The 6,605-nt window shown below is 67.8% G+C and carries 6 protein-coding genes; all 6 read right to left on the reverse strand.

The window, feature by feature from the left end; translation table 11 throughout:
- Positions 1 to 753 (reverse strand): glycerate kinase type-2 family protein (locus K1Y73_RS16770; protein ID WP_225029458.1); only part of this gene is annotated, 753 nt, incomplete at its 3' end.
- Positions 753 to 1,862, reverse strand: coding sequence for a primosomal protein N' (replication factor Y) - superfamily II helicase (locus K1Y73_RS16775; RefSeq protein WP_225029459.1), 1,110 nt, complete (start codon positions 1,860 to 1,862; stop codon positions 753 to 755). The genes K1Y73_RS16775 and K1Y73_RS16770, both read right to left, overlap by 1 nt.
- A gap of 3 nt (positions 1,863 to 1,865) precedes the next feature.
- Entirely contained in the window at positions 1,866 to 2,966 is a 1,101-nt protein-coding gene (locus K1Y73_RS16780) for an SPFH domain-containing protein (protein WP_225029460.1), read from the reverse strand.
- 42 nt (positions 2,967 to 3,008) lie between these two features.
- Positions 3,009 to 3,881 (reverse strand): DUF2927 domain-containing protein, encoded by an 873-nt coding sequence (locus tag K1Y73_RS16785; RefSeq protein WP_404819100.1) that lies wholly within the window; start codon positions 3,879 to 3,881, stop codon positions 3,009 to 3,011.
- Positions 3,882 to 3,979: 98 nt separating this feature from the next.
- Complete coding sequence (locus K1Y73_RS16790) at positions 3,980 to 5,167, reverse strand: toxic anion resistance protein (RefSeq protein WP_225029462.1); 1,188 nt, start codon at positions 5,165 to 5,167, stop codon at positions 3,980 to 3,982.
- A 51-nt stretch (positions 5,168 to 5,218) separates the two neighbouring features.
- Positions 5,219 to 6,130, reverse strand: coding sequence for a 5-bromo-4-chloroindolyl phosphate hydrolysis family protein (locus K1Y73_RS16795; RefSeq protein ID WP_225029463.1), 912 nt, complete (start codon positions 6,128 to 6,130; stop codon positions 5,219 to 5,221).
- Between the last annotated feature and the right edge of the window lie 475 nt (positions 6,131 to 6,605).

Here is a 6,605-nt window from a genome sequence, read left to right on the forward strand (position 1 = left end):
GCGGTTTTCCACACAAGCCAGCCGCGGATCGCCCGGCGGCACCACGCCCGAGCCTGCCGCCAGCGCGGCGGTGACCGAGGCCGGCACCGCGACATTCCATTGCGTCAGCAAGGCCTGCGCCTGGGCGGCGGTCGTCGCATCGCCCACCGTCGGGCCCGAGCCGATCAGCGCCGGATCGTCGCCCGGCACGTCCGAGATCATCAGGGCCAGCATCCGCGCCGGATGCACGGCGGCGGCCAATTGGCCACCCTTCACCCGGCTCAGATGCTTGCGCACGGTGTTCATCGCCGAAATCGGCGCGCCCGAGGCCAGAAGGGCGGCATTCACTGCCTGTTTCTCGGCCAGGCTGACGCCGTCGACCGGCGCCACCAGCAGGGCCGAGGCGCCGCCCGAGATCAGCGCCAGCACGAAATCATCGGGGCCAAGGCCCTGCAGCAGCGCCAGCATCCGCGCCGTGGCCTCGGCTCCGGCGGCATCGGGCACCGGATGGGCGGCCTCGACGATCTCGATCCCCTGGCTGGGCCGGCCATAGCCGTAGCGGGCGATCACCAGCCCCTCGCAGGGGCCCCAATGCGCCTCGACCGCTTCGGCCATCCGGGCGCTGGCCTTGCCAGCGCCGATCACCAAGACCCGGCCCGCCGGCTTGGGCGGCAGGTGCCGGGCCACGAAGCGCATCGGATCGGCCGCAGCGACGGCGCGCAGGAACAGGGCGCGGAGAAAGGCCTCCGGTTCGGTCGTCAGGTCTTGGGTCATCATTTGTACTTCTGGTAAAGCCAGGCGCCGATCCCGGCGACAAGGGCGGCAAGGACAAGGGCGAAAGCGATCTTCCAGGCCGACCAGGGCCTTTCGCCCTGAACCTCGCCGGTCTGGCCATTGACCAGAAAACGATAGCTCTTGCCGTTGTATTTATAGGCCGCGAGCCAGACCGGCAGCAGGATGTGCTTGAAGGTCTCGGCCCGCCAATCGGTATCGACGCCGTCCACCCGCTGCTCGTCGCCGCCAATGTCGCGGCGCACATCTTGCACGATCACCCCTGACATGCGGTCGCGCGCCGTGTCATGCGCCTGGGCCAGCGGAACCGTATAGCCCTCGGCCGAGAAGCCGGCCAGGTAATCGGGCGCATAGGGCACCAGCGCGCCCAGATCCCAGGGGTCCAGCCGGTCGGCCATGGCCTGCGGCACCCCGGTCGAGCCCAGGATCAGCACATCGTCGAAATCGCGCGACACCCGGCCCGAGACCGAATGCCAGCGGGTCTTGCGCACCCGTTCCTGACGCTGCACCGAGCGGCCATTCTCGCGCACGGTGACGGTGCGGGTCTCGTAATAATAGTCGCCGCGCTGGCCGCTATAGCGGCTGTCGGTTTCGGCATCGAAGGTCCAGTAGGGCACATAGACGCCGTTCATCGCCCGGCCCTTGCGGGCATATTCCATCAGGCTGTTCGGCGCGAACCACAGATTGCCCATCCAACGCACCATCGCCTCGCGCGCGGCGCGTTCGTTCAGCTGGAAGGGCACCACGGCCTGCGGCTTGATCTGGCGATGCGAGCCGGTATCCACCACCACGGGCGAGGCGCAGAACGGGCATTCCGTGGCATGGTCGGCGCCCTGAAATTCGATCTGGGCGCCGCAATTGGTGCAGGTGACGGTGCGCACCTCTTGCATCGCGGCGCCGGGCAGATCGTCGCGCAGGGCGCGCATCAGATCATGTTCGGTGCGCGCCTCGGCCAGACTGCGGGCATCGGGGCCGGGCAGTTTCTGCACATGGCCGCAATGGTCGCAGACCAGCTCGGTCTGGCCCGGCGCAAAGCGCAGCTGGGCGCCGCAGGCGTCGCAGGGCCAGCGGTATTCCTGGGGATCGGCCATGATTCAGGGGGCGGGCGGCGGCGGAGGGACCTGGGAGAACAGCTTCGACAACTCGGTATCACCAGCGGGCTTCCAGCCCTCCATCCCGGCCGACCAGACCATGGTCGCACGGGTCAGCGCGCCTGACGAGACCATCGCGGCCAGATCGGTTTCGGCGAAGGGGCCCTTGGTCGCGCCGTTCTCGGCCAGATGCCAGGCTTTCGCGGCCCCGGGCGGAGGCGGCGGCGGAGCGGCGGCCGGGGCGGCCCCGGGTGCTGCCCCCCAGGGGCCGACATTCTGCGCCATGCCCAGGCCCATGCCGGCCGCCATGCCCGCGCCCATCATGCCGCCCGCGCCCGAGGCCGGATTGGCCAGCGCCTCGGCCGCGTTGAACTGCATGTATTTGTTCAGATCGCCCGCCACGCCCATCGAGGTGCGCTTGTCCAGCACCTTTTCCACCTCTTCGGGCAGGCTGATATTCTCGACATAGAATTCCGGGATGGTCAGCCCGTATTCCGCGACCTTGGGCGCGATCGCCTTTGCGATGATCTTGCCCAGGTCTTCCAGATTGGCCGCCATGTCCAGAACCGGAATGCCCGAGCCGGCCAGAACCTGACTGGCCGCCTGCACGATCATGTTGCGGATCTGCATCGAGATTTCGTCGGTGGTGAATTCGCCATCGGTGCCGACGATCTCGGTCATGAACTTGCCCGGATCGGTCACGCGCATCGAATAGGTGCCGAAGGCGCGGATGCGCACCGGGCCGAATTCCGGGTCGCGCGCCATGATCGGGTTCTTCGTGCCCCATTTCTGGTCGTTGAAGCGCGTGGTCGAGACGAAATAGACCTCGGACTTGAAGGGCGACTGGAAGCCGTGGTCCCAGTGCTGCAGCGTGGTCAGGATCGGCAGGTTGTTGGTCTGCAATTCATACAGGCCCGGGCCGAACGTGTCGGCCAGCTGGCCTTCATGGATGAAGACCGCCGCCTGTCCTTCGCGCACGGTCAGCTTGGCGCCCATCTTGATCGCCTGTCCGCGCCGGTCGAAGCGCCAGACCATCGTGTCGCGCGTGTCATCAAGCCAGGAAATGACGTCGATGAATTCGCCCTTGATGAAGCCGAAGACCATGGCCAACCCTTTCCAAGTCGCAATGCCGCTGAAAATGCGGCGTCAAGTTTCCCCGCCCATCAGGCGCCGCGCAAGCGATTCCACGATCGGCCGCGCCTCGGCCAGGCGCATCCCCGGCCGCAGCGCCGGGTCGTAAAGCATGCGCAGCATCAGCTCGTCCTGCCGCGTCAGCAGCGCGAATTCCTCGTCATCGTTGAAGATCGACGGCCGGGCGAGCGGGCTGTCATTCGCCAGCCCCAACCCTTGGGCGATCTCCTCGTGGAAGCAGGATTGCCGCAACAGATCGGGATGTTCGGCCCGCACCACCGCCACCGCGCGGTTATAGGCGCCGGTATTGCCGGGCGACAGCGCATAGACCAGGCAATAGGTGGTGCGCGGCATGCCGGTGACATCGGCAATGTCGCGCGCCGACAGGCCCGGCATCTCGGCCGCAAGCTGCGGGCCCAGCAATTCGCGCTCATCCTCCGAGACGATGTGGATGGTGAAGTTCACATTGCTGTCGGCCAGCGCGATCGAATGGCCGGTCAGCTTGGCCAGCCGCGCCAGATAGGATCCGATCCGCGCCCGGTCGGCAGCGCGGCGCTCCTCGGGGACCGAAGCGCCGAAGCGCAGCCCGACCCGCACCGGCACATCCCAGCGCCGCAGGATCGAGGCGGTCTCGCCCCGCACGAAGGCGCCGCCCGTGCGGGAATATTCGTCAAACAGCGCCACGCGCAGGAAATTCTCGGCCAGGATGCGGGAATCGAAGGGCGTGTCGGGCCCGCCGCCATCGGTGCGCATCAGCCCCTGCGACAGAAGCGCCGCCTGAACCTGGGCGAAATAGGCCCGGGCGGCGGCGGATTTGGCAGTGTCGGGCAGGGGCGCTGCCGAAGGCGCAACCGGCGGACGCGCCGCCGGGCTGGGCGAGCGCGGCATCGCTGCCGGCTCGACGCAGGCGGCAAGCGCCAGAAGGGCACTTGCGGCAAGGCCAAGCGGCCCGGAACGCGAAGGCAGGCTGCGGGACAAGGCAGGCCTCAGGCCGAAGCGCCGGTGCCGCCGGGCACCGCAGCCTTGCGCGCCGAAGCCGAAGCCAGCGTTTCGCGCAGCTCGACCTCCATCTTGGTCAGTTCCACCTCGGCCGCGGCCCGGCGCGCCTTGCCTTCGTCGGCGATGCGCAGACTGTCCTCGATCGTGGCGATCAGCGTTTCATTCGCCTTCTTCACCGTTTCGATGTCGAAGATGCCGCGTTCCATTTCCTCGCGCACGATCCGGTTGGCCTCGTTCAGGTTCTTGGCGTTGGCTTCCAGCAGTTCATTGGTCAGATCGGTCGCCGCGCGCACCGATTCCGCCGCCTCTTTCGAGCGCTGGATCGTCACCGCCTGGGCCAGCTGGGTTTCCCACAGGGGCACGGTATTGACCAGCGTCGAGTTGATCTTGGTGATCAGGCTCTTGTCGTTTTCCTGCACCAAGCGGATCGAGGGCAGCGACTGCATGGTGACCTGGCGGGTCAGCTTCAGGTCATGCACCCGGCGTTCCAGATCGTCGCGCGCGGCGCGCAGATCGCGCATCTCCTGGCTTTTCAGCATCTTGCTGGCTTCGGGCGCGGCGTCGATCTCGGCCTGTTTGGCCGGAATCACGGTGGCGTCCACCTCGGCCAGCTTGGCTTCGCCCGCGGCGATATACAGGCCCAGCTCGTTGTAGAAGGTCAGCGTCTTGGCATAAAGCAGGTCCAGGCTTTTGACATCCTTCAGAAGCCGGGTCTCGTGGCCCAGCAGTTCGTCGGTGATCTTGTCGATCTGGCCCTGCACGTCTTCGTATTTCGCCACGAATTCGGCGAAGGGCGCGGCCTTGCCCAGAAGACGCTCCCACCAGCTGGACTCGCGGCGCAGGTCCAGTTCCTCGGCCGAAAAGCCGCGGATCGTGGTCACGATCTTGCGCAGACTGTCGCCGGCGGGGCCGACATCCTTGTTCTTGACGTCCTGCAGCATCTCCTGGCTGATCACCTGCAATTCCGCCTGCGCGCCCGAGCCGAAGGAAATGATCGACTGGGTGTTCGACAGGTCCAGCTCGTCCATCCGCTTGCGGATCGCGGCCGCCTGGTCGGGGCTGGCGGTGTCCAGCGGCACGATCTCGCCCGCGGGTTCCGGCAGCAGCATGGCCGAGACTTGCTCGACCTCGCCCAGCAGGGTTTCGGCATTGGCACGGGTGGCTTCACTGGTCATGGCCTGGTCCTTCTGGCAGGGGCGTACAGGGGTATCGGGTCGGCAGGGCCGCTAGCGGGTTTCGTATTTCAGCCGGTCGCGCAGCACCGAAATCTCGATATCAAGATCGTTGTGGTCGTTTTCCAAAAGCGCGGTCGAGCGTTTGGCAAAGGTGGTTTCCAGATCGGTCAGCAGCGCTTCGTAATCGGCGCGGGCCTGGGAGTCGGGGCGGCGCGCCCAGAGATCGGCGAATTTCACCGTCGCGTCGCGCGCGCCCTGCAGATAGACCGACAGATATTTCCGCGCCGCGGTCAGATCGCCGGGATCTTCCTCGATCCGGCGGAACAGCGCGCGGGCGGATTGGGCGAAGGTCTCGACCCGGGTCTGCAGCCCGGCATCGCCGGTGCGCAGGATCGCGTCCTTCATCTGGGCCAGGGTCTTTTCGGCTTCCGACACGGCGCGGGCGACGCGGTCGGTCTGGAAGCGGTCGATGCCTTCCATCCCCTTGTCGGCCAGCGGGTCCAGCCCGAAGGCGCCCAGATGCAGCGCGGCCCCGGCCAGGGCGTAAAATGCTGCGAACAGCGACAGGCCATGGGCGATGACCCCGCCCAGCGCCAGCGCGGCGCCGGTGGCCAGCGCGCCCGCGATCAGGCGCGGGAAGGCGGGGCGGCGGGCGATCTTGCGGGCGGCAAAGGCCGCGCGGGCGCGCAGCCCTTCGCGGGTCAGCCAGGCCGCCAGGATCAGCGCGCCGCCGGCCAGAAGGCCCAGCAGCATCGCGTCCGGCGCATCGCCGAAGGCGGGAAACAGAAAGGCGAAGGCCAGCAGGAACAGCAGCGAGGCCTTCCATTCGCCGCGCGCCTTGCCCTCGGGCCGGGCGACGGGAACGTCGCCCCAGCGCATCGGCGCGGGCGCCAGCGTTTCGGGGGCGATTCCCGCGCGGCCGTCCTGGCCGGGGCTGTATTTTCCGCCAAAGCGCTTGGCCATCACATGCCCCCCGATCCGGCGACATACAGGATCAGCGCCACCAGAAGCGCGAGAGAGAGAAGGCGAAGGCCGGTCTCAGACATTTCCGGTTCCTGATCAGGCAGGGCGGGGCGGGACAGGATGCTGCACGCGCAAGCTGATCCTAGCCGAGAGCTTTCGACCATGCCAGCGCCCAGGCGGGGGAATGCGCGGGAAAGTTCCCCCCGCGCGGCGGCGGGATCTTTCCAGTGGCTATTTGCGCCGGCCCGGGCCGCCACTTCGGGGCGCTCCGGATGACGGTCCGCGCGCCGGCGGCTTGGGTCCCGGTTTGGCTGCGGGCTTGGGGCCCGGCTGGGCGCCGGCTCTGCTGCCCGGTCTGGCGGCGGATTTGGCGCCGGATCTGGCATCGGTGCCCGCGGGGGCGAGCTGACGCGGGTCTTCCTGACCGAGCTGGAAGCCCGCCATGCCAAGCGCGAAGCCTCGCTGCGCGGGCTGT

Origin of the sequence: Xinfangfangia pollutisoli (assembly GCF_020179405.1) — a bacterium.
In the GTDB taxonomy this organism is placed as follows: domain Bacteria; phylum Pseudomonadota; class Alphaproteobacteria; order Rhodobacterales; family Rhodobacteraceae; genus Pseudogemmobacter; species Pseudogemmobacter pollutisoli.